This window comes from Nocardiopsis coralliicola (assembly GCF_054779695.1).
In genome coordinates, this window is the sequence record NZ_BAAGXT010000001.1 from 281359 (window position 1) to 301701 (window position 20343).

The window sequence follows — 20343 nt, forward strand, 5'->3', positions numbered from 1 at the left end:
TTGTGACGAGTGTCGCGATTGTTCATTCGGGCCTCCCTCGGATCACCCGGCCAGCGCGGCTTCTGCGGCCAGGGCCGCGGCGATGAGCTCCTCCTCCCCGCCGGCGCGCCCGACCAGCTGCACGCCCAGCGGAAGCCCGTCTCCGGCACGCAGGCCCGGCACCGCGACCGCCGGGAGCCCGAGCAGCTGCCACGGCCGGCTCAGCAGCGGATCGCCGGTGCCCTCCGATCGGAGCGGAGCCGCGCCGGGCGCGGCGGGGCCGAGGATCGCGTCGTGGCCGGCCAGCAGGGCTGCGATGCGGGCGCGGGCCCGGTCGGCCAGGGCGGACGCCGCGGCGTAGTCCGCCTCCGGCGTCGCGGCGCCGGTGCGCAGCAGCCCGGCCAGTTGCTCGCTGAGCCGGTCGGCCCGGGCGAGTTCGGCGGCGCGTTCCCGCGCTGCTTCATAGGCCATCACGACCGGGTGGGCGGCGGCCAGCTCGGCCACCAGGCGCTCCGCCTCCGCGGGCATCGGCTGCACGCGGGCGCCGGCCTGCTCCAGCCGGTCCGCCGCCGTCTCCAGCGCCCGCCGCATGGCCGGCTGCACCGCGCCGAGCGGGCCGGCCCCCCACAGCAGCACCCGCGGCGGGCGCTGCGCGGCGAGGCCGACGTCGCGGCCCCCGGTCAGCGCCGACCAGGCCAGGGCCAGGTCGGAGACGCCGGCGGCGTAGACGCCGTGGCTGTCCAGGCTCGGGCTGAGGCCGACCACCCCGCTGGTGGGGAAGCGGCCGTGCGTCATCACCAGCGCGGCGACACCGCAGAACGACGCCGGCCGGATCACCGAGCCGGCGGTCTGGGAGCCCAGCGCCAGTGGCACCTGCCCGGCGGCGACCGCCGCGGCCGAACCGCTGGAGGAGCCGCCCGGGGTGTGCGCGGTGGCGACCGGGTTGCGGGTGGGCGCGGGGGCGAAGAACGCGAACTCGGTGGTGGCGGTCTTGCCCGCGGGCGCCGCGCCGGCGCGCCGCCACGCGGCGACGATGGCGGCGTCTGCCCCGGCCGGCGCCGCATCGGCGCGCAGTGGAGACCCGCAGCGGGTGGGCATCCCCGCAACGTCGATGATGTCCTTGACGCCCAGCGGCACGCCGTGCAGTGCGCCGCCGGGTGAGTCCGGCGCACCGGACGGGCCTGGTGGGACGGTCCACGCCTGCAGGTCGGGCTCTGTCGCGCCGACCCTGGACCGGGCGCGCGCAGCGGCGCCGGCGGGGGAGGCGGCTCCCGACTGCAGGTCCCCGACGAGCCCGCGCAGCGGCCAGGGCGACCAGTGGGCGGCCGTCACGACTGGTCCCACGCGGCGTCGGCGGTCCAGTAGTCGACCCCGCCGGCCGAGACCGCGTGCCGCCACTCCGAGGTGCGCCGCAGCTGCGGCTCGACCCGCGCCGTGGCCTGGTCGGCGGCATCGGGGCCGTCCGCGGGCACCTGCCAGTGCACCCAGTTCAGTTCGCGGCCCTCGGCGTCGTGCACGAAGAGGTCGACGTGCCGCCAGCCGTAGCCGTGGTTGTCGTTGTAGCAGGTGAGCGACATCCGGGAGGCGTTCCAGTCGGAGGGGCGTGGGGGCATTGCAGAACTCCTGAGCGGTGGGATGCCGGGAGGGCTGGCCGGGTCCGCGGGAGCGGAGCCGGCCGGTCGGGCCGGGGCCGGACCGCGGTCGGGGCGGCCGCGGTGCACGGCGCCGGCGCCTTCGGGCGTGTCGGATATCGCGACCGTACGCGGCGGGGACCCGGCCCGGTATCGAGAGTTCCCCGCGCCGGAGTGAGGGTTTCCCCTACGCGGGCCGCTCTGCGCCGGCGGCCGGGAGGGTGAAGGCGAACCGGGTCCCGCCCCCGGGCCGCTCCTCGGCCCAGATGGCGCCGTGCTGGCGGGTGATGATCCGGTAGCTGAGGGCCAGTCCGATACCGCTGCCGTGCTCTTTGGAGGTGAAGGACTCCGCGAACGGGTCCCGCTGCAGCCCCCGCCCGCGGTCGTCGACGGTGAGCAGCCCGACCGGGCCGCCGCCGCTCTCGTCCAGGCGCGTCCCGATCCGCAGCACCCGGCCCTCGGGCGGGCATCCGGCGAGCTCCTCGATGGCGTTGAAGCACAGGTTGAGCACCACCTGGCCGGTGAGGACGCGCTCGCAGACCACGGTGACCGGAGCTGCGCCCTCCTCGACCTCGACGGCGACGCCGGCCGCGTCGGCGCGCAGCCGCACGAAGTACAGGCACTGCTCGACCACCTCGCGCAGGTCCACCGCGCCGGACACGTGCTCCAGGTGGCCGACGAACGCGCGGACCGCGCCGACGATCGCGGCGGCCCGCTCGATCTGGCGCTCGGCCGCGTCCAGGCCGTAGGCCACCTGGTCGCCGGGGTCCGCGGCAGCGCCGCCCGGTGCCCGGGTGCGGGCGCGCACCCCGGCCAGGAAGTTGCGCGCGGCGGCGAGCGGCTGGCCCAGCTCGTGGGCGATCGCCATCGCCATGTCGCCCATCGCGTTGTAGCGGGCCAGGTAGTTTTCCTGCTCCAGGGCGCGGCCGCGCTGCTCCTCGTCGCGGACCCGCTCGGAGATGTCGTGCACCGTCATGACCAGCTCGTCGACGCCCGGCTGGTGCATCAGCTCCACCGTTCCGCCCAGCCAGTCCGGCCGGCCGCCGCCGCCCGGAAGGCGGAGCCGGATCGCGCCGATCGGGTCGGCGACCCGCACCGCGGCTGCCCAGCCGCGGTACCGCGGCCCGTCGCCGCGCCCGGTGTGGATGGTGCAGAAGTCCTCCAGCGGTCGGCCCGCCAGCTCCTTGCGCCCGGTCCCGAACTGGTCGAGCGCCCGGTTGGTGGCGTGCTGGACGATCCCGTCCGGCGACAGCACGAGGTAGCCGGCCGCGGTGTGCCGGCTCAGTGTCTCCACGTAGGACGTGGTGAGGCGCAGCTCCCGCTCGATCTGCTGCTCGCGCTCGATGTCGCGGAACTGCACCAGCACCGCCGGACCGTGGTCGAGTTCCACCAGGGTCGCGATCGCGTCGGTGGGGATGACCCGGCCGGACTTGGAGCGGTAGTCCCACTGGATCCGGCTCGTCCCCTGCTGCACGGCGCGCTCCAGCCAGGCCCGGCCGAGCACCCGGTCGTACTGCTGCGCCGTGCTGCTCATGTGGTCCGCCTTGAGCGGACGCAGCTCGGTGACGCTCCACTCCAGCAGCTCGCAGGCGGCCGGGTTGGCCCACAGGATGTTCTTGGTGGCGGCGTCGTGGACCAGGATGCACATGCGGCTTGCGCGCAGCATCGTGTAGAAGTCGGTCTCGGCCAGTTCGGGCGCATGCGGGTCGACCTGCATCACACCAGAGTAGGGCGGTGCCGGCTCCGCGGCCGGCGCCCCGGGCACCGGGCTCACGGGGCCGCCGGCGCGGGCGGGGCGGGGGAGACGTCGGCGAAGCGGCGCTGGAAGTAGACCAGCGCCCCGACGTCGCTGCGGACCGCTGCGTGCTCGACGTCGACGAACATCACCGTGTGCGAGCCGCGCACGTACTCCGCGCCCACGCTGCCGATGAGCACGGCCGGCGCGTCGAGGAGGACCGGCACGCCGTGCTCGCCGTGCTCCCAGCCGGGGCGGTGGAACCGCGCGGCCATCGACAGGTCGGTCATCCCGGCGAAGTCGACCGCCAGCTGCTCGTGCGGCGCTCCCAGCACGTTGACGGCGACCCGGCGGTTGGTGCGGAACAGGTCGTGGGCGTAGCTGGCCTGGTTGATGCACATCAGCAGCGTCGGCGGGGAGTCGGACACCGAGCACACGGCGCTCACGGTGATCCCTCCCCGCCCGCCGACCCCGTCGGTGGTGATGACGTTGACGGCCGCCGACAGGTTGGCCATGGCGGACCGGAAGCGGCGTTGGGCGGTGGACAGCTCCTGGGACATGCCACCGACCGTAGGAGCCCGGCCCCGGTCGGCGACATCGCTACTTGCCCCCGCACGGATCGGTAGTTCCCTTACCCCGCCGGCCCCGCCCGGCGCTGTAAGGAAATCCCCTAGCGCGAGGGGAGGGAACCCCTCCCGCGGGGGCGGGCACTTCCAATGTCGCCGCGGCCGCCCCGGACCTACGGTCGGAAACCGCGGCCGCCTCCCCGCCCACCGGGCCCGGAGCCGGCGGCCGCCCGACCACCGTCCACCCAGGCGAGGAGCAGCCGCACGATGGCGCACACCCAGGACACCCGGCCCGACGCGGCGCAGGTGCCGCTCGACGACGTTCTCGTCGAACTGGCCGGACGGCGCGAGGAGTTCCACGCCCAGCGCTACGTCTCCCGCGACTTCGTGCAGCGGCTCAAGCAGGCCGGCGTCTACCGGGCCGCCACACCGGCCCGCTTCGGCGGCGACCCGCAGCCCCCCGCGCAGTTCCTGCGCACCGTCGAGCGGATCGCGCAGGTCGACGGATCCACCGGGTGGGTCGCCAGCTTCGGCTCCGCCCTGGTCTACCTCGCCGCGCTGCCGCTGGAGACGCAGGCCGAGCTGTACTCCGGCGGCCCCGACGTGGTCTTCGCCGGCGGCCTCTTCCCGGTGCAGCGCGCCGAGCCCACCCCGGCCGGACACCTCGTCGACGGCCGGTGGAAGTTCGCCAGCGGCTGCATGGGCGCCGACATCCTCGGCGTGGGCCTTCCCGGCGACGACACCACCGGCGGCCTGCCCCGCACCGCCCTGCTCCGCCCCGACCAGGTGGAGATCATCCAGGACTGGGACGTCGTCGGGATGCGCGGCACCGGCTCCTTCGACCTCAAGGTCGATTCGGTGGAGGTCCCCCGCGAGTGGACGTTCGTCCGCGGCGGCGCGCCCACCGTCGACGAGCCGCTCTACCGCTACCCGGCCATCGCCTACGCCGCCCAGGTGCTGGCCGTGGTCGGCGCCGGCGTGGCACGCGCCGCGCTCGACTCCGCGACCGAGACCGGGGCGGGCCGCAGCGGCGTCACCGGGGCGCCCAAGCTCGCCGACCGCGCCTACTACCGCACCGGTATCGCCGAGAGCGAGGTCGCGCTCCGCTCCGCGCGCGCCTACTTCTACGAGACCGCCGAGGAGGCGTGGCAGACCGTTCTCGCCGGCGACCCGGTGGCCCCTGCCCAGACGGCGCACCTCCGGCTGGCGGCGGCCAACCTCGCCAAGGTCTCCGCCGAGGTGGTGAACCGCGTCCTGCACCTGTCCGGGACCGGCGCGATCTACAACGCCCACCCGCTGCCGCGGCTGCTGCACGACGCGATCGTGCCCCAGCAGCACGCCTTCCTCGGCCCCGCCATGTTCGACGCCGGCGGCGCCGTGCTCATGGGCCAGCCGCCGACGGTGCCCGGCTTCCACTGAGCCCGCCCCCTTCTTCCGCGCCACCCCCTTCAACAGAGGAGACAACCGTGGGCACCACCCCGCTGCGCGTGCTGTTCTGCTTCGGCATCAACCAGAACTTCTTCGACCTGCCCAGAGACGGCGTCACCACCGGCGACGTGTGGCAGGCCGCCGTCGCCCTGATGGACGGCGTCAAAGCCCTGCCCGGCATCGACTTCATCGGCGACATCGACGACGACTCCCACATGGTCGGCCCCTCCGACGGCTGGCCGTGGACCTTCTACCTGCTCTGCGACGCCGACAGCGCCGACACCGTCAAACAGGCGTGCAACCTGCTGCGCACCGTCGGCGTGGGCAGCAGCGGCTTCGCGCTGTGGAAGTACGCCAAGGTCGAGGCCCGGATCGGGCGCGCGCTGACCCCCCGCACCTACGCCGAATGACCGCCGCGACCCCCACCGCCCTGGAGGCGACGCCATGACCGCAGAACCGACCACCGCACCCGGCGGCGGATTCCGCGCCGACACCGTCCGCAGCCTCGACCCGGACGAGCTGGTGCTCCCCGACCGCGTGGCCGGGCGGATCTACACCGACCCCGAGATCTTCGAGCAGGAGATGGTGCGGATCTTCGAACGCACCTGGATCTGGGTCGCGCACGAGTCCGAGCTCCCCGCGCCCGGCAGCTTCAAGTCCACCCATGTCGGCCGGCAGCCGGTGATCGTGACCCGCGACCGCAAGGGCGCCCTGCACACCATGGTCAACCGGTGCCGGCACCGCGGCGCGTCGGTGTGCGAGCAGAAGACCGGCCGGGCCAACGGCTTCACCTGCCCCTACCACGCCTGGTCCTACAGCCTCGACGGGAAGCTGCGCGGCATCCCCTACCCGGACGGCTACGAAGGCGTCATGGACAAGTCCGGCATGGGGCTGAAGAAGCTGCGCACCGAGTCCCTCCTGGGCATGGTCTTCGCGACCTTCGACCACGGAGCCGATCCGCTGGCCGACTTCCTCGGCGACGTGGCGCAGTGGGCGGAGCGGTTCACCGAGCAGGGCGGCGGCTACCCGGTCAAGGTCATCGGCACCCACCGCTTCAGGTTCAAGGGCAACTGGAAGATCCAGCTGGAGAACACCACCGACGGCTACCACTTCCCGATCGTGCACCGGTCCTGGATGTCCTCCGTCGACGCCGAGACCGCCGAGATGCTGTCCTTCATGACCGACCCCGAGTCGATCTGCCACGACCTGGGCAACGGCCACTCGGTGATGCACATGGTGCCCGAGCACAAGGACCTCGGCGCCGACGACGGCTCCGAGCCGCTGCAGCCCCGGTTCGACGGTCTCGTCGCGCAGCTGCGCGAGGCGGGCCTGGACACCGCCGGGATCCGCAGGCTCGTGCGGTCGATGCACGGCACCGGGTCCAACCTCAACCTGTTCCCCAACGTCTCGATGTCCTCGGCCTTCCTGCGGGTGCTGCGCCCGGTGAGCGTGGACGAGACCGTCATCGAGCACATCGCCCTGGGGCCGGATGCGCCCCCGGAGATCGCCGGTCCGGTCAGCCGGGAGCGCCTGCGGATCCACGAGCACTTCCAGGGGCCCTTCGGGTTCGGCACCCCCGACGACGCGGAGGGCTGGGACCGCGTCCAGCGGGGCGCCGCCGGCGCACCCGAGATGCCCGTCATGGTCAACCGCGGGCTCGGCCGGGAGAAGCCCTCGCCCGAGGGCTGGCCCACCAGCCACAGCACCGACGAGACCGGAATGCGCGCCGCCTACCGCCAGTGGAAGCAGATGATGAGCGATGCCTGACACCGTGACCGAGAGCGCGACCGGCAGCGCGGCCGCCGCGCTGCCCCTGGGCGACGCGGGGGCGCTGCGCGCGATCGAGCTGATCTGGCGCGAAGCCGCCCTGCTCGACGCCAAGGACTACCTCGCCTGGCAGGACCTCTACGCCGCCGACGGCATCTACGTGATCCCGATCGACCGGGACGCCGAGGACTTCGAGGACATCCTCAACATGGTCTACGACGACGCGCGGATGCGGCGGATGCGCGTCGCCCGGATGACCGAGGGGTACGCCATCGCGGCCGTGGACGCGGCCACCACTGTGCGGACGGTCTCGCGCTTCACGGCCGCTGAGCGCGGCGGCGGTGAGATCGCGGTCCGGGCGGCCCAGATCCTCGTCGCCTACAAGCGCGGGCGGCACGACCTGTGGGCCGCCGACGTCGACTACACCGTGCGCCTCGGTGCGGCGCCGGCCGAGGACCGGCTGGTGCGCAAGGTCGTCCGCCTCGCCGACGCCGACGACGCCGTCCCGGCAGCCGGGTTCCTGCTGTGAGCGCTCCCGCCGCCGGTACGGCCGTTGTCACCGGCGCCGCATCCGGGCTCGGCGCGGTCATCGCCCGCCGGCTGCACCGCGGCGGCCACGCCGTCGCCCTCGCCGACATCGACGGCGACGGCGCCCGCCGGGTGGCGGCCGAGCTGGCCGCAGCCGGGCCCGCGGCGGCGGCCGGCTACACCGCCGACGTCGCCGACCCGGTGGACCTGCAGCGGCTGCTGGCCGGAGTCGTCGCCGACCTCGGCCCGGTGCAGGTGCTGGTCAACAACGCCGCGCGCACCCTGGCCACCCCGCTGCTGGAGATCGGGCCCGATGAGCTGGCGGAGGTGATGGGCGTCAATGCGAACGGGACCTTCCACGCCTGCCAGGTCTTCGGCGCCCACATGGCCGAGCGCGGCTACGGCCGGATCGTGAACATGGCCTCGCTGGCCGGGCAGAACGGCGGCACCGCCACCGGCGGGCACTACGCCGCCTCCAAGGGCGCGGTCGTCTCCGCCACCAAGGTCTTCGCCCGCGAACTGGCCGCGCGCGGCGTCACGGTCAACGCGGTCTCGCCGGGGCCGCAGGACAGCCCGGCGGTGCACGCCCTGCTCGGCGACCGCGCCGAGGAGTTCGCGCGCGCCATCCCGGTCGGGCGGCTCGGCAGCATGGAGTTCATCGCCGAGACCGTCGCCCTGCTCGCCTCGCCCGGCGCGGCCTCCGTCACCGGCGCCACCTGGGACGCCAACGGCGGCCTGTACCTGCGCTGACGCGCACGATCCCTCGACGGGAGCCCACCACCATGAACGACACCATCCCCGTCCGCGTGGCCGAGGTCGTCGCCGAGACCCCCTCCATCCGCACCCTGCGCCTGGAGAAGGCCGACGGCGCGCACTTCACCCCCTTCGAGGCCGGCGCGCACATCGACGTCACCGGCCCGACCGGCATCGTGCGGCAGTACTCGCTGGCGGGGCCGCCGGACGACCGGTCGTCGCTGCTGATCGCGGTCAAGCGCGAGCCCGCCTCGCGCGGCGGGTCGGCGGCCCTGCACGAGGTCGCGGCGGGCGACGGCCTCGCCATCGGCCGGCCGCGCAACCTGCTCGCCATCGCCGAGGGCGCCGGCCGGCACATCCTGGCGGCCGGCGGCATCGGTGTCACGCCGCTGCTGTCGATGGCCTACGAGCTGGACCGCCGGGGCGCCGATTTCGAGCTGCACTACTTCGTCCGGTCGCGCGCCGAAGCGGCCTTCCGCGACCTGCTGGAGAACCGCGCCGGTTTCCGCGGCCGGGTGCGGCTGCACACCGGCCTCGCGGCGGCGGAGCAGGAGGAGGTGCTCGGCGCGATCGCCGCGGACGCGGGGCCCGGCGACCACGCCTACACCTGCGGCCCGGCACCGTTCATGGACCAGGTGTGCCGGGTGCTCGGCGCCGCGGTGGGGGAGGAGTGCGTGCACGTCGAGCACTTCACCCCCGCCGAGGCCGACACCTCCGGCGACACCGCCTTCACCGTGGAGCTGGACACCGGCGAGTCCTATGTGGTCCCCGCGGACCGGTCCATCCTCTCGGTGCTGGAGGACAACGGCGTCGACGTCTTCAAGTCCTGCGAGGAGGGCGTCTGCGGCTCCTGCGTCTCGGGCGTGCTGGAGGGCGTCCCCGACCACCGGGACAACTGCCTGTCCGCCGCAGACAGGGCCGCGGGCGGCGAGATGGCGCTCTGCGTATCGCGCGCCAAGACCGAGAAGCTCGTGATCGAGCTGTACTGAGGCGCGGGCCGCGCGTGCAGCCGGCACCCGCCGAGAAGGGAACTGCCATGTCCGGTCCGGACAGCGGGGGCGCCGTCGCCGCCCTCGTGCGCCGCATCGAAGTCCTGGAGGCCGAAGCGGAGATCCGCCGGCTGCAGGCCCGCTACCTGTGGCTGTGCGACACGCCCCTGCCGGAGCCCGGCGTGGACGGCATCGGCGCGCGCGTCGACCTGATCGCCGGCCTCTACACCGACGACGCGGTGTGGGAGGGAGTGGGGGAGTACTACGACGGCCAGTTCGGCCGGATGGCGGGCAGGGACGCGATCCGCCGCCACTTCCTCCGCTTCTGGGGCGAAAAGCGCGACCCCGAACTCGTGCTCAACGCCCACTACCTCACCTCCGAGCAGATCCGCGTCGACCCCGGCGCGGCCACCGCCCGCGGCGAGTGGATCCACATGCAGCCCTGGCTGTTCAGCGACGGCACCGCCGTCCTCCGCTCCAGCCGCCTCAGCAACACCTTCGCCGCCACCCCCGACGGCTGGAAGATCTCCCGCACCCGCACCGAGAACGTCTTCGTCGCCCCCCTCCCCGCCCACTTCCCCTCCGCCGCGGCCACCCGCTCCGTCCTGATGGCCCCGGACCGGGGCGCCTAGGGGTCTGCGTCCGCGATGCCGCCATCAGCCGGACCGCCTCGGCGCACACGCGCGCGGGTGCCCGCCGCTGCAGCTGCGGGGGGATCGGACGGTGTCGGCTGCGGGCCGCCAGCGCCGTTCCACGCGGCGCCGGGGCCTGCAGCTCAGCGCGGTGCACCCCGGCGGCCGGAGCTCACCCGCCCGCTCTGGGGGCGCGGATGCCGTCGATGATGCGGGTCCAGCCGTCGGTGCCGTAACCGTCGTCGATCGCGCGGTGGTAGAGCGCCTACACTGCGCGCGGAAGCGCGGTGTCGATGCCGACTGAGTCGGCGGTGGTGTGAATGTGGTCGGCCGTCGCACCCATCATGAGAGCGGTGCTGCCCTCGCCCGGGTGCTTGCCCGCGTCGATCAGCGCGCCGAGCCCGGCGGCGTCCTCGGGCGCCATCATCTCCGGAATGGCGGCGAAGTGCTCCATGGCCTCGGGCAGGAACACCTCGGCGGTGATCCCGGCGGTCTCCACCAGTGCCGTGGCATGCACGATGCCGGCCAGCGCCGTCAGGAAGATGTCGAGGTTGGCCTGGTACATGAGCTGGGCGCGGCCCGGGTCGTCCCCGAGGAACCGCGGTTCCCCGATGCGGGCGAGGGCGTCGCGATGGACATCGAAGCTGCTCCGGTCGCCGCTGTAGTAGACGTAGGACGCTTCGGTGCCGACCATCGGCGCCGGCACCATGATCCCGCCGGCCACGAACGACGCGCCGCGGGCCGCTGCCCAGTCGGCTGCCTCGCGGGTCCGGTCCGGCGTATCCGAGCTGAGGTTGACGATCGTGCGGCCGGCCAGTGCGGTACCGACGCCGCCGAGTGCGTCCCACATCGCCTGGTAGTCGGTCAGGCTCAGGATGACCAGGTCGGCAGCCTGCACGGCGTCGGCAGGTGTGGTCGCCCACCGGGCGCCGGCGGCGACCACGCCGTCGGCGCGGCTGGGCGTGCGGTTCCACACGGTGACCGGGTGCCCGCCTGCAGCAGGCTCGCGGCCATCGCCTGGCCCATCGGGCCGAGGCCGATCACGGTGACAGCGGAATGCGTCGTCGGTGAACTCATGTGCCCCTGCTGGCCAGCACTTCCGGTGCGCGGAAGTACGCACTTTCTCCTTCGGTGCTTACCTCTGGGTTAGCGAGGAGGCCGCCGGGGCGGCCCGTGCGCCTCGGGCCGAGATCTCTGGCTGAGGGCTACAGCCCGGTAGAGGGGTCGATGAGGGCGGCCCGGGCCTCCATCCAGTTCTGGCCGGGGAGACGGCCGGCGGGCCGGCGGCTGCGGCTGCGCCGCTGAAGCCGGCGTGCGCGCATGACGGCCGGTTCCCGGTGGTGGACGGCTGCGGTCCGGGCTCCGGCCTCCCGGATCAGGGCGGCTCCGGCGGCCGGCGCTGCGCGGCTATAGGCCGAGCGAGGGGTCGAGGAGGGCGGACCGGGCCTCCATCCAGTTCTGGCCGGTGAGGCGGCGGAAGGCGCGGACGAGCAGGTCGGCGAAGTCGAAGGAGGGGTCGAGGAGCCACTGGGACTGGAGGCCGTCCCAGGTGGCGACGAACTGGCGGGCCGCCTCGCCGGGGTCGAGGCCCGGGTGGGCCGCTCCCTGCTGCTGGCGTTCGCGCACTACGGCGGCGAGGTGGGCGGCGGCCTCGCGGTTGTGCCGGATGAGGAATGCGTGGGCCGGGTGGCCGGGCGAGGTGGCGCGGCCCAGGAGAGCGGTGTGGAGGCGCATGATGTGCACCCGCTCCGGCGTGGTGGCCACGAACGCGCGCAGGCAGTCCAGGGCCCGCCCGGGGTCGATGGCCTGCGGGCGCAGCGAGGTCTGCTCGTCGGACAGCTCCAGCGCGGCGACCAGGAGGTGCTCCTTGGTGGGGAAGTGGTACAGCGCCGTGGCCTCGCTGGTCCCGGCCCGCCGGGCGACGCCGGCGGTGGTCACCTTCTCGTGCCCCTCCTCCCAGACGGTGTCGAGGACCGCTTGGGCGATGCTCCTGCGGCGCTCGGCGGAACGGGCGTAGGGGCCGCGGGGGCCGGTGGGCGCGCTGGTCATGGGGCCACCCTAAGCTCCCGCCAAATCCCGGGCCAACTCAATGTTCATCGGAAACGGCGTCTTGTGGCGTGCAGATTCCGGCGGATAGTCTGCTGATCTCTCGTGAAAACCAAGTCTCACTCAGGTTTTGCGATGGACCCGCAGTCCGGCCCGGTGCAGCGACGCAGAGGGAGTACCGCACGTGACCACGCCGACAGAGCCCGGTTCGACGGAGCCCGCCCTGGAAGACAAGGCCGCACTCGGAAGCGGAGCCGACTTCTGGACCACCAAGGCCGTCGGCGGGGTGCCGCCGATCGTCCTCACCGACGGTCCGCACGGGGTGCGCCGGCAGGCGGGGGCCACCGACCACCTGGGACTGGCCGCAAGCCTGCCCGCGACCTGCTTCCCGCCGGCCGTCGGCCTGGCGCAGAGCTGGGACCCCGGACTGGTCGGACGGGTGGGCGCAGCGCTCGGCGCCGAGGCAGGGGCGCTCGGGGTCGACGTGCTCCTGGGCCCGGGGGTCAACATCAAGCGCGACCCCCGGGGCGGGCGCAACTTCGAGTACTTCTCCGAGGACCCCTTCCTCACCGCGGCGCTGGGCGGAGCCTGGGTCGCCGGGCTCCAGGGCGCCGGCGTGGGCGCCTCGCTCAAGCACTTCGCGGCCAACAACGCCGAGCACGACCGGATGCGGTCCAGCTCCAACATCGACCCGCGCACGCTCCGCGAGATCTACCTGCGCGCCTTCCAGGAGATCGTCCGCGCGCAGCAGCCGTGGACCGTCATGTGCTCCTACAACCGGATCAACGGCGTCTACGCCGCTGAGAGCCACTGGCTGCTCACCGAGGTGCTGCGCGGCGAGTGGGGCTTCCAGGGCGCCGTCGTCAGCGACTGGGGCGCAGTGCAGGACCGGGTCGCGGCCGTCGCGGCAGGCCTGGACCTGCAGATGCCCGGCGACGGCGGCGCGAGCGACGCGCAGCTCGCCGAGGCGGCGCGGAACGACGCCGCGCTGGCCGGGGCCGTGGACACGGCGGCCGCCCGCGTGTCCGCCCTGGCAGCACGTGCGGAGGGCGGCCGGGGCGCCTTGGCGGCAGGCATCGAGGGCGCCCTAGCCGACGAGCACCACGCGCTGGCCAGGGAAGTCGCGGCCCAGTGCGTGGTCCTGCTCAAGAACGGCGGTGCGCTGCTGCCGCTCGAGCCGGGCCGGCCGCTCGCGGTCATCGGCGGGCTCGCCCGGAACCCGCGCTACCAGGGCGGTGGGAGCTCGCACGTCAACCCGACCCGCGTGGACGTCCCGCTGGAGGAGATCCGCGCGCTGGCGGGGAACGGCCGGGTGGCCTTCGCACCCGGCTACGGCGGGGAGGACAGCGCCGGCCTGGCGGACGAGGCGGTGCGCGCCGCGGCCGACGCGGATGCCGCCGTGGTCTTCCTCGGCCTCGCCGAACACCAGGAGTCCGAAGGCTTCGACCGCGACCACATCGAACTCCCCGCCGAGCAGCTCGAACTCCTCGCCGCCGTGGTGCGCGCGCAGCCCCGCACCGTCGTGGTGCTTTCACACGGAGGCGTGCTGCGGCTGGCCCCGGTCGCCGACCTCGCGCCCGCGATCCTGGACGGAGCCCTGCTGGGCCAGGCCGGCGGCGGCGCGATCGCCGACGTGCTCTTCGGCCGCACCAACCCCTCCGGGCGGCTCGGCGAGACGGTGCCCGTGCGGCTGCAGGACACCCCCGCCTACCTGAACTTCCCCGGAGAGAACTCCGCGGTGCTCTACGGAGAGGGCCTCTACGTGGGCTACCGCTGGTACGACGCCCGGGAGATGGAGGTGGCGTTCCCCTTCGGGCACGGCCTCTCCTACACCAGCTTCGCCTACTCCGGCCTCGAACTGGAGCAGGACGGCGCCGGAATCACGGCGCGCCTCACCGTCACCAACACCGGGGACCGGGCCGGCCGCGAGGTCGTGCAGTTCTACGCCGCCAAGCCCGGCTCGGCCGTGTCGCGGGCCCCGCGGGAGCTGAAGGGCTTCGCCGGGATCACCCTGGAGCCCGGGCAGAGCGGTCAGGTCAGCGTCCTGCTCTCGCGCGAAGACCTGGCGTACTGGGACGTGCGGGCCGACCGATGGGTGGTCGAGGGCGGCGGGTACGCGGTGTCGGCGGGCGCGTCCAGCCGGGACCTGCGGGCCACCGCGTCGATCGAGGTCGAGGGCGACCGGGTGCGCCTGCCGCTGACGCTGGACTCCACCCTGGGCGAGGTGATGGCCGACCCGAAGGGCGCCGCCGCGCTGGCGGAGCGCTTCGCCGCCGCCCAGCCGGAAGAGGGAGCGGAGAAGGCGATGGGAACCGACATGGCGCGCATGATGGCCTCCATCCCGCTCCGGCGCCTAGCCGCCTTCGGCCAGGAGGACATCGCCGCGACCGAGGCCCTTCTCGCCCGCATCAACGCCGAGGAGTAGCGCCCGCCGCCGCAGCGCACAGGAAGATGCGCACGGCCTGCACGCGCCGGTTGCAGAGCGGATCGGGGGCCACACCGAGCTTGGTGAAGACCGCGTTGATGTGCTTGGCCACGGCGCTCGGGCTGAGCACGAGCTCCTCGGCGATCCCGGCGTTGGAGCAGCCGTCGGCCATGAGTCCGAGCACCTCGCGCTCGCGCGGGGTGAGCCGGGCGACGGGGCGGACCGGGGCCGGCGGCGCGGGCGCCGGGCGGGCCGGCGCGCCAGGGGCGGGCCTCATCCGGCCTCCCGGGGTGCTCCTGCAGGGGTGTCGAGGTCGGACAGCACCGCATAGACCGCGGTGTGCACGGGGACGGCCCCGGGGGCGGGCTCGGCGCTGAGCTGCTGGTAGCGGTCGAGGACGCCGGTGAGCTCCTCGCGGAGGCCGTCCAGCTGGCCCGCGGTGAGCCGCATCGGGTTGCTCGCCATGGCCGACCGGCCGCGCCACGCGTCGGGCAGGCGGTGCCGCCCGTCGATGAAGGCCCGGACGACGCGGGCATCGCGGTCCAGCACGGTGCGCGCGAAGGAGTCCTGCGCGTCCGACACCTCGGGGGCGTCCCCGGCGCCGGGGGAGTAGCCGATCGGCACCGCAGCCAGCCGCCACGGGCGCACCCGCCCCCGGCCGCCCCCCGTCTCCTCGGCGAGCCCGTACTTGCCGAGGAGGCCGAGGTGGTAGGAGCAGGTCTTCGGTGACAGGCCCAGCTCAGCCGCAGCGGCGGTGGCCGTGACCTCCCCGTCCCGGCGCAGCAGGTAGAGCAGGTCCAGACGGGCCGGATGGGCGAGGGCGCGTAGCCGCATCGGCTCGGAAGAAGTGTTCTCAGAAGGCATGTTCCGATACTGCGCGCGGTGGAACCGCCGCGTCAACCTGCACTTTCGTGTACCTGGTGCGCTCTCGGGCCGCGGCCCGTCTCCCCGCTGCGGGGCCCGCTTCTACACTCGGGGCATGAACCAGAGGGGGCACCGCGCGCAGCGTCCTGGCCGCGTCACGATCAAGGATGTCGCGCGGGAGGCGGGGGTGTCGCCGTCCACGGTGTCGCACGCGTTCTCGGGGCGCCGCGCGATCAGCGGCGAGACCAAGGAGCGGGTCTTCGCCGCCGCCAGCCGGCTCGGCTACAGCGCCGACCCGCACGCCCGGTCCATGCGCACCGGCCGCTCCGAGATGATCGGCCTGGTCCTGCGGCCCCGGTTCGCGGCGACGGGCGCGCCGGAGAGCTCGGAGACCTTCAACCGGCTCGCCGGCAGCGCCGCCACCGAGTGCCTGCGCCGCGGGATCGGCCTGGTCCACGTGCCCGACCCGACCCGCGACAACCACGCCGCCGTCCCGATGGACGGCTGCATCATCGCCCACCCCTATGCGAGCGATCCGATGATCGACCTGCTGTCGGGCCGGGGCGTCCCGATCGTCTGCGCCGACCCCGACCCGGACCGGCCGGACCTGCCGTGGACCGTGGGGGTCGACTACGCCGCGGGGATGCGGGAGGTCTTCGACGCTCTGGACGCCGGCCCCGGTGAGCGGGTGTGGCTCCTGCCCGGGTCGGAGGAGAACGCGTGGAACCGGGAAGCCCGGCGGGTGTACGCGCAGTGGTGCCGTGAACGGGGCGCACCGCCGGAGGTGCACGTCCTCAGCGAGAGCCTCTCGCCGGAGGAGACGGAGGGCGCCGTCTCCCGCCTGATCGCGGAGCACGGGGCCCCCGCGGCCCTCGTCTACTCGCTGAGCAAGTCAACCCCGGCGGTGCTGCGGGCACTGTCCGCAGCGGGGCTCAGCACGCCGGACGGCATCCGGCTCGCGACGCTCACCGACTCGTCCTTCTCGCGCGCAGCGCAGCCCCCGATCACCGCCCTCGACCTCAACCACGAAGGGCTCGCCTCGGCGGCGGTCGCGCTGCTGATCGCGCAGATCTCCGGCGCCGAGCCGCCGCGCCCCCCGGGGAGCGTCGCCCCGGCGCTGAACCTGCGTGCGTCGACCCGCCGCAGGTAAAGGACGCGGGGTCGGTCTTGACGTGATGGCGCTCACGGGGGCACACTCGGCTGAATCAAATCGATTTGACGACCGTGCTCCCCACCCCCTTCGCGAGAGGCCCAGCCATGTCAGCTGATGCCGCGTCCCAGCAGGACGAGCAGGTCCTGCACCATCCGCGGGCGTTCGAACCCGCAACGATCGTCCTGACGGTCGCCCTCGCGGCGGTGGGCGCGTTCATCGGGATCCACCTCATCACCCAGCTCGGCATCTCCACCCACACCTCCGTCATCGGCGCGCTCATCGCGATGCTGATCGGGCGGCTCGGGTTCCTGGGCCTGGGGAGGTTCCGCGACGTTCACCGGCAGAACCTCGCGCAGACCGCGATCTCCGCCGGCACCTTCGGGGCGGCCAACGCGCTGATCGTGCCGCTGGCGATCACTTGGGCGTTCGGCCGTGCGGACCTCATCTGGCCGATGCTGATGGGCGCCGCGGGCGGGCTGTTCGTCGACGCCTGGATCCTCTACCGCGCGTTCGGCTCGAAGTTCCTCTCCGCGCGCGGCGCATGGCCGCCCGGGGTTGCCGCCGCGGAGGCGATCAAGGCCGGCGACCAGGGCGGGCGCCGTGCAGCGGTGCTGCTGGGCGGCGGCGTGGTCGGGTTCGTCCTCGCCTGGTTCGGCCTCTCCGCGTCGGCCGCCGGCGTCGCCCTGATCGGCAACGTCGTCGCGCTGCTCATGTTCGGCCTCGGCCTGCTGGTGGTGCAGTACTACGGCCTGATCCCCGGCCTCGCGGACTTCTCCCTGGCCGACAACTACATCCCGCACGGGATCATGATCGGAGCCGGGGTCGTCGCCCTGGTCCAGGTGGGCTTCATCCTCGCCGGCCGGCGCAAGGGCGGCTCGCGGGAGGAGCCGGCCGAGTCCGATCCCGCCCAGCGCGACACCGTTGCCCCGCGCCAGCTGGGCACCGGCCTGGGCTCCGGGTTCACCATGTTCATCCTGATCGGCGTCCTGCTCGCGATCGTCTCCGGGCTGTGGGCGGAGATGTCGGTGCCCGAGCTGATCGGCTGGGTGCTCTTCGCCGCCGTCGCGGCCTTCGTCAGCGAGCTGATCGTGGGGCTGGCGGCCATGCACGCGGGCTGGTTCCCGGCCACCGCGATCACGCTGATCTTCCTGATGCTGGGGCTCCTCCTCGGCTTCCCGCCCGAGGCGCTGCTCGTGCTGGTGGGCTACACCGCCGCGACCGGCCCCGCCTTCGCCGACATGGGCTACGACTTCAAGACCGGCTGGATCCTGCGCAAGGTCCACTCGCGGCACCCCGCCTACGCGCGCTACGAGCTCTCCGGCCGCAAGCAGCAGTACTACTCGGCGATGATCGGCTTCGTCGTGGCCCTCGGCATGGTCGCGCTGCTCTGGCAGCCCTACTTCGACGCGGGCCGGATCCCGCCGGTCGCGGAGGTCTTCGCCGGCACCATCAAGGTCGGGCTCACCAATACCGAGGCGCTGCAGACGATGGCGCTGTGGGGCCTGCTGGGCGCGGCGCTCCAGGCGGCGGGCGGCGCCAAGCGGCAGATGGGGGTCATGCTCGCCACCGGCCTGCTCATCGCGGCGCCCTACGCAGGATGGCTGGTCCTGGGCGCCATCGCCCTCCGGCTCGCCGTGGTGCGGATCCGGGGCAGGCAGGCCGAGGAGAGCCTCCAACTGGTCGGCGCGGGGATCATCACCGGCGACGCGTTCGCCTCCCTGGGGCAGGTCTTCCGCTAGCGCCCGACGAACCGCCCCCCAGCACACGCACGCGGCACCAACCACGGACGAGGAAAGTGGCAGAGGAATGAAGGCAGGAACACGCATCTCCGTCGACGTCGGAGGAACGTTCACCGACGTGGTGCGGCTCGACCCGGCGACGGGTGCGCTGCGGTTCGAGAAGGTCCCGACCACGCCGGAGGCGCCCAAGCAGGGCGTCCTCAACGCCTTCGGCAAGGCGGAGACCGGGATCCGCGAGGTGGAGACGTTCAACCACGGCTCCACGCTGGGGCTGAACTCCCTGCTCACCCGGACCGGGGCGAGGATCGCGGTCATCGGCACGCAGGGCTTCCGCGACGTCTACCTGCTGGGCCGGGCCGGCAGCCCGGTCATGTACGACATCACCTTCCGCAAGCCGGAGGCGCTCGTCCGCCGCCGCGACACCTTCGAGGTCGCCGAGCGGACCCGGTACGACGGCACGCTGCACACCCCCCTGGACCGGGACAGCGCGCTCGAGGTCGCCCGCGCGATCGCGGAGGGCGGCTACCAGGGGGTCGCCGTCGGCTTCCTGCACTCCTACGCCAACCCGGCGAACGAGATCGCGATGGGGGAGATCCTGCGCGAGGCCGTACCGGACGCCGAGGTGACGCTGTCCCACCAGCTCTCCCGCGAGTACCGGGAGTACGAGCGCACCAGCACCGCCGTGCTGGACGCCTACATCAAGCCGATCATGCGCCGGTACCTCACCGAACTGAGCCGGGACCTGCAGGACGCGGACTTCAGCGGCCGGTTCCTCATGTCCCGCTCCGGCGGCGGCGCGATGACCGCGGCCGCAGCCGCCGAGCAGCCCGTCAACCTGATCCTGTCCGGCCCGGCGGGCGGTGTGGTGGGCGCCGCCGCGCTCTCCCGAGAGCTCGGCGAACCGAACGTCATCACCATCGACATGGGCGGCACGAGCCTGGACGCCTCGCTCGTCCTGGACCACGAACCGGTCCTGTACCAGGGCGCCTCCTTCGAGGGCCTGCCGATCAACACGCCGTCGCTGTACATCCACACCATCGGCGCCGGCGGCGGCTCGCTCATCTCTCTGGACAAGGCCGGCGCGCTGCAGGTGGGGCCGCAGAGCGCGGGCGCGGTCCCGGGGCCCGCCGCCTACGGGCGCGGCGGCGAGCAGGCCACCTTCACCGACGCCGCGGTCGCCATGGGATACATGGGCGCCGACCTGGCACTGGGCGGGGACCTCGTCCTGGACGAGCAGAAGGCGCGGCAGGCGCTGGCTCCCGTGGCGGCGGCGCTGGCGATGGAGCCGGAGGAGCTGGCCCGCGGCGCCGTGCAGATCGCGAACATGAAGATCGTGGGGGCGGTCCGGTCGATCACCGTCGACCTGGGGCGCGACCCGCAGGACTTCGCGCTGATGGCGTTCGGCGGCGGGGGCGGCCTGGTCGCCGCCGACGTCGCGCGCGAACTGCGGATCCCCCGGGTGGTCGTCCCGCCCGGCCAGGGGGCGTTCTCGGCCCTGGGGATGCTCATGGCCGACGTCCAGCACGACTTCGCCCGGACCGCGGTGCGGGCGCTGGACTCCCTCGACCGGGACTTCTTCGAGTCGACGTATGAGGAGATGGAGGCCGAAGGCGGTGCGGCGCTGGACGGCGAGGGGTTCGCACCGCCGGCGCGCGCGTTCCACCGGTCCGTGGACGTGCGCTACCAGGGCCAGGAGCACTCCGTGACAGTGCCCTATCCGCAGGGCCGGACCGACGTGGCGGCGGCGGTCGCCGAGGAGTTCGCGGTGCTGCACCGGCGCATGTACGGCCACACCATGACCGACCCGGTCGAGGTGACGACGCTCCGGGTCAACGCGGTGGGCGTGGTGGACAAGCCCGCCTGGCCGGCGGCGCAGCCGCGCGGGGACGGCGCCCCGTGGCCGGCGCTCACGCGCACCGTGCACGCGGGCGGCGAGCCCGCGAAGTACCCGGTCTACACCCGCGAGGCCCTGCACGCCGGCGACGAGATCCCCGGCCCCGCGATCATCGCCGAGCACACCGCGACGACCGTCCTGCACGAGGGGGACACGCTCCGCGTGGGCGGCCTGGGCGAGCTCGTCATCACCATCGGCGCACAAGGAGTCTGAG

Annotated in this window: 19 protein-coding genes; 11 read left to right on the forward strand and 8 right to left on the reverse strand. The window is 73.8% G+C overall.

Annotated elements, in window-relative coordinates:
- Positions 1-42 precede the first annotated feature (42 nt).
- The 4 genes from ACYVGT_RS01105 to ACYVGT_RS01120 form a co-directional block, all read right to left on the reverse strand.
- On the reverse strand, positions 43-1311 hold the full coding sequence (locus tag ACYVGT_RS01105; RefSeq protein ID WP_460854426.1) for an amidase family protein: 1269 nt from the start codon (positions 1309-1311) through the stop codon (positions 43-45).
- Entirely contained in the window at positions 1308-1592 is a 285-nt protein-coding gene (locus ACYVGT_RS01110; RefSeq protein ID WP_460854427.1) for a hypothetical protein, read from the reverse strand. Before ACYVGT_RS01110 ends, ACYVGT_RS01105 begins: the two co-directional genes overlap by 4 nt.
- Before the next feature lie 205 nt (positions 1593-1797).
- Complete coding sequence (locus ACYVGT_RS01115; protein WP_460854428.1) at positions 1798-3327, reverse strand: PAS domain-containing sensor histidine kinase; 1530 nt, start codon at positions 3325-3327, stop codon at positions 1798-1800.
- 53 nt (positions 3328-3380) lie between these two features.
- On the reverse strand, positions 3381-3905 hold the full coding sequence (locus ACYVGT_RS01120) for a flavin reductase (protein ID WP_460854429.1): 525 nt from the start codon (positions 3903-3905) through the stop codon (positions 3381-3383).
- Between the two features lie 273 nt (positions 3906-4178).
- On the opposite strand from ACYVGT_RS01120, the gene ACYVGT_RS01125 reads away from it, so the two are divergent.
- The 7 genes from ACYVGT_RS01125 to ACYVGT_RS01155 are packed head-to-tail and all read left to right on the forward strand — an operon-like array spanning position 4179 to position 10008.
- The gene (locus tag ACYVGT_RS01125) at positions 4179-5330 is read left to right on the forward strand and encodes an acyl-CoA dehydrogenase family protein (RefSeq protein WP_460854430.1); all 1152 of its coding nucleotides are present in this window, start codon (positions 4179-4181) and stop codon (positions 5328-5330) included.
- Positions 5331-5377: 47 nt separating this feature from the next.
- Positions 5378-5749 carry a hypothetical protein gene (locus ACYVGT_RS01130; protein ID WP_460854431.1) on the forward strand — a complete coding sequence of 124 codons (372 nt, stop codon included), beginning with the start codon at positions 5378-5380 and terminating at the stop codon, positions 5747-5749.
- 34 nt (positions 5750-5783) lie between these two features.
- The gene (locus ACYVGT_RS01135) at positions 5784-7106 is read left to right on the forward strand and encodes an aromatic ring-hydroxylating oxygenase subunit alpha (protein WP_460854432.1); all 1323 of its coding nucleotides are present in this window, start codon (positions 5784-5786) and stop codon (positions 7104-7106) included.
- The gene (locus tag ACYVGT_RS01140; RefSeq protein ID WP_460854433.1) at positions 7099-7635 is read left to right on the forward strand and encodes an aromatic-ring-hydroxylating dioxygenase subunit beta; all 537 of its coding nucleotides are present in this window, start codon (positions 7099-7101) and stop codon (positions 7633-7635) included. The genes ACYVGT_RS01135 and ACYVGT_RS01140 overlap by 8 nt, the downstream gene beginning before the upstream one ends.
- On the forward strand, positions 7632-8384 hold the full coding sequence (locus tag ACYVGT_RS01145; protein ID WP_460854434.1) for an SDR family NAD(P)-dependent oxidoreductase: 753 nt from the start codon (positions 7632-7634) through the stop codon (positions 8382-8384). The genes ACYVGT_RS01140 and ACYVGT_RS01145 overlap by 4 nt, the downstream gene beginning before the upstream one ends.
- 32 nt (positions 8385-8416) lie before the next feature.
- Entirely contained in the window at positions 8417-9376 is a 960-nt protein-coding gene (locus ACYVGT_RS01150; RefSeq protein WP_460854435.1) for a PDR/VanB family oxidoreductase, read from the forward strand.
- 47 nt (positions 9377-9423) lie between these two features.
- Positions 9424-10008, forward strand: a complete 585-nt coding sequence (locus tag ACYVGT_RS01155) for a nuclear transport factor 2 family protein (RefSeq protein WP_460854436.1) — start codon at positions 9424-9426, stop codon at positions 10006-10008.
- A gap of 265 nt (positions 10009-10273) precedes the next feature.
- Here the strand turns inward: ACYVGT_RS01155 and ACYVGT_RS01160 are convergent, their stop codons facing one another.
- Together ACYVGT_RS01160 and ACYVGT_RS01165 are read right to left on the reverse strand one after the other, a co-directional pair.
- Complete coding sequence (locus ACYVGT_RS01160; RefSeq protein WP_460854437.1) at positions 10274-11128, reverse strand: NAD(P)-dependent oxidoreductase; 855 nt, start codon at positions 11126-11128, stop codon at positions 10274-10276.
- A 287-nt stretch (positions 11129-11415) separates the two neighbouring features.
- On the reverse strand, positions 11416-12057 hold the full coding sequence (locus ACYVGT_RS01165; protein ID WP_460854438.1) for a TetR/AcrR family transcriptional regulator: 642 nt from the start codon (positions 12055-12057) through the stop codon (positions 11416-11418).
- Positions 12058-12238: 181 nt separating this feature from the next.
- Between ACYVGT_RS01165 and ACYVGT_RS01170 the strand changes: the two genes are divergently transcribed.
- Positions 12239-14479, forward strand: a complete 2241-nt coding sequence (locus ACYVGT_RS01170) for a glycoside hydrolase family 3 C-terminal domain-containing protein (protein WP_460854439.1) — start codon at positions 12239-12241, stop codon at positions 14477-14479.
- On the opposite strand, the gene ACYVGT_RS01175 is transcribed toward ACYVGT_RS01170, so the two are convergent.
- A complete protein-coding gene (locus ACYVGT_RS01175) occupies positions 14463-14756 on the reverse strand; it encodes a response regulator transcription factor (RefSeq protein WP_460854440.1) in 294 nt (97 codons plus the stop codon). The two genes, ACYVGT_RS01170 and ACYVGT_RS01175, sit on opposite strands and share 17 nt — an antisense overlap.
- Positions 14753-15343, reverse strand: coding sequence for a helix-turn-helix domain-containing protein (locus ACYVGT_RS01180; RefSeq protein ID WP_460854441.1), 591 nt, complete (start codon positions 15341-15343; stop codon positions 14753-14755). Before ACYVGT_RS01180 ends, ACYVGT_RS01175 begins: the two co-directional genes overlap by 4 nt.
- Before the next feature lie 115 nt (positions 15344-15458).
- Here ACYVGT_RS01180 and ACYVGT_RS01185 point away from each other — a divergent pair, with 115 nt between their 5' ends.
- The 3 genes from ACYVGT_RS01185 to ACYVGT_RS01195 all read left to right on the forward strand — a co-directional run bounded on the left by ACYVGT_RS01185 (position 15459) and on the right by ACYVGT_RS01195 (position 20342).
- Complete coding sequence (locus tag ACYVGT_RS01185; protein ID WP_460854442.1) at positions 15459-16493, forward strand: LacI family DNA-binding transcriptional regulator; 1035 nt, start codon at positions 15459-15461, stop codon at positions 16491-16493.
- Between the two features lie 107 nt (positions 16494-16600).
- A complete protein-coding gene (locus ACYVGT_RS01190; RefSeq protein WP_460854443.1) occupies positions 16601-18235 on the forward strand; it encodes an OPT/YSL family transporter in 1635 nt (544 codons plus the stop codon).
- Between the two features lie 67 nt (positions 18236-18302).
- Positions 18303-20342, forward strand: a complete 2040-nt coding sequence (locus ACYVGT_RS01195) for a hydantoinase/oxoprolinase family protein (RefSeq protein WP_460854444.1) — start codon at positions 18303-18305, stop codon at positions 20340-20342.
- Position 20343: the final 1 nt, after the last annotated feature.